4 protein-coding genes are annotated in these 2,197 nt (G+C 56.3%); all 4 read right to left on the reverse strand.

Annotated elements, in window-relative coordinates:
• The coding region (locus RMO15_RS11995; protein ID WP_309712566.1) for an ABC transporter ATP-binding protein at window positions 1-579 on the reverse strand (579 nt) is incomplete at its 3' end.
• Between the two features lie 51 nt (window positions 580-630).
• Window positions 631-864, reverse strand: coding sequence for a hypothetical protein (locus RMO15_RS12000; protein WP_309712569.1), 234 nt, complete (start codon window positions 862-864; stop codon window positions 631-633).
• 151 nt (window positions 865-1,015) lie between these two features.
• Window positions 1,016-1,453: a hypothetical protein gene (locus RMO15_RS12005; protein WP_309712572.1), complete on the reverse strand. Its 438-nt coding sequence runs from the start codon at window positions 1,451-1,453 to the stop codon at window positions 1,016-1,018.
• A gap of 89 nt (window positions 1,454-1,542) precedes the next feature.
• Window positions 1,543-1,914, reverse strand: a complete 372-nt coding sequence (locus RMO15_RS12010) for a hypothetical protein (protein ID WP_309712575.1) — start codon at window positions 1,912-1,914, stop codon at window positions 1,543-1,545.
• Window positions 1,915-2,197: the final 283 nt, after the last annotated feature.

A 2,197-nucleotide genomic window follows, 5' to 3' on the forward strand; every position in this document is an offset into this window, starting at 1 on the left:
GTTAAAGTCCCCGATGCGGCCAAAGAGCGCTCGCATGTTGAGCGTCATCGCCCGCCCGTAGCGTGTCGATACCCACGTCATCGGCGGCACAACCAGCCCGGTGATCAGCGCCAGCTTCGGGTTCAGCGTAAACATCAGCCCAAACGAGCCCAGAAACGTCATCACGGCGATAAAGGCGTCCTCTGGGCCGTGGTGTGCCACTTCGCCCACTTCCTCCAGGTCCTTGGTGATCCGCGCCACCAGGTGCCCGGTCTTCTGGTTGTCAAAAAAGCGAAACGAGAGTTTTTGTAAGTGGTCGAAGATGCGCCGCCGCAGCTCGGTCTCGATTGAGATTCCCAGCACATGCCCCCAGTAGTTCACCACATACTGAAGCCCTGTGTTCACCAGGTAGATCATCAGCAGCCCGACCGCGGCGCTGAGAATCAACCCCCAGTTCGCGCTGGGAAGGAGCTTGTCTACGAAGTGCTTCACGGCCAGCGGAAAAGCCAGCTCCAAGAGCCCCGAGACAACGGCGCAGGAGAAATCAATCAGAAACAGTCGGCGGTGGGGGCGGTAGTAGGAAAAAAACTCACGAAGCATCGCCTGTTTATACCGTCGCGGGTGGGATCAGTTCCCAATACGTTATGTGCATCAAGAGACTCCCCGGACAGCGTAGTAGACCACGACCCAGCCGCTCTTTTGCTTCTCTACAAGGCACGTCCCAAACGTGCTTCCGCGCCCTGACGTGTGCCAGCCTGTCTCTACCTTCGCTTGGTTTGCCGCGATCCAGCGCACCTGGTCGGCAGAGAGAATCACGCCGCGTTTGCCGGTTGCCTTATCGGTCACTTCAAACGTTTTTGGCTTTACTTCCGATACTCGTTTCACAGTCAGCTCGTTGCGAAAACGGGCCATGAAACTTAGCTTTGGATCGGTGCGGTGGATTGAGAGGAAGTAGAAAGGCTTGGGAAACTTCGTTTGGAAATGCTTCAAATGGTAGCGGAGGACTGCTTCGCGAATATCGTCTACTTGTTGGGGGCTAAAAGTTTTTTGCAAGGTGAACCTCCTGTAGAGTTTGAGCAAGGGCAAAGTCTTTTCGGCGAAGGAGTAGCCCCCAGTCCCTCGACCCTGTAGGCTCGATTCGCATATCGCGAATGTTGTGAGCTTGAAACTGTGTGTAGAGCTGGCCTATGATACGGCGGCTACCAGATTCATAGTAGAAGACAACGTGCTCGTAGCGGGGGCCAAGCTGGCGATTGATGCGCAGGACCACTTCCTCAAAATCGGAAAGAGAGGGGATGCGCTCGATGAAAATATGGTGCTCGTCCACACGGTCTGCCTCTAGCTCTGGGCAAAACCCGACCGGCTCAAAGACAAAAACATCGTAGCTCCCATCGTGGCGCTCGTAGGCCACCAACTCGACGAGATGCTGACAAATGGGGTGGCTATGGCTGCCAGTATAGTCGTCTTCGTTCATGGCAAGTCTATTACCAGCTCGGGCTGGAAGTTTGGGTTGGGTTTGTCGGGGTAGGTGGCCTGTACCCCTGATTTGGTCCATCGAATGAGTTAGTCTTCGTTGGTCGTTGTGGGCTTCCCCGGCGGCGAAGCCGCGTCGTTTTTCCTTTCCGTTTCTGGCTGGGTGTAGGCGCAGCTAATTGCCTCGGTGCGGCGGTGTTCGGGCAACGAGAGAATCGAGGGGGCGTGGTGGGTGACGACAACGGAGCGCTTGGGATCATGGGTGGTGAGAAACTCCCGTAGTGCCCGCACCGACGCCAAGTGCACCGCTCGCGTGTCCCAGGGAGAGAGTCGTCGGTAGCCATAGCCTGAGTGGCGGATGCGCTTGTAGTCGTTCATCACCGCCTTGGCCTCCGTTGCGCCTGTCTGCCAGTCGTCGAGAAGCGCCAAGTCCGTCCAGAGCGTCGCGCCGAAAAAGTGCACCTCACCGAGCGTGACGGCGGTGTTTTCCAGAAAGTAAACATTAGTACCCTGTGTCGCCGCGCGGAGCTTCTCGGTGAGACTGGGGAGCTTCTCGCCGTAGAACTCATGGTTGCCGCAGATCTAAGTACAGGACAAAAATTGTCGTGCCTTCTCGCGCTGACACTCTTTGACAGTTCTGCACAAAGAGGTCATCCAATTTTGGAGTGCGTCCAAGCCGAGGCGGAACAGGCAAATGGGGGCACGTTCATGCTTCAAGCAACGTAATTTTACCTGAGTGGATACC

Source organism: Armatimonas sp., assembly GCF_031410135.1.
GTDB lineage: Bacteria > Armatimonadota > Armatimonadia > Armatimonadales > Armatimonadaceae > Armatimonas.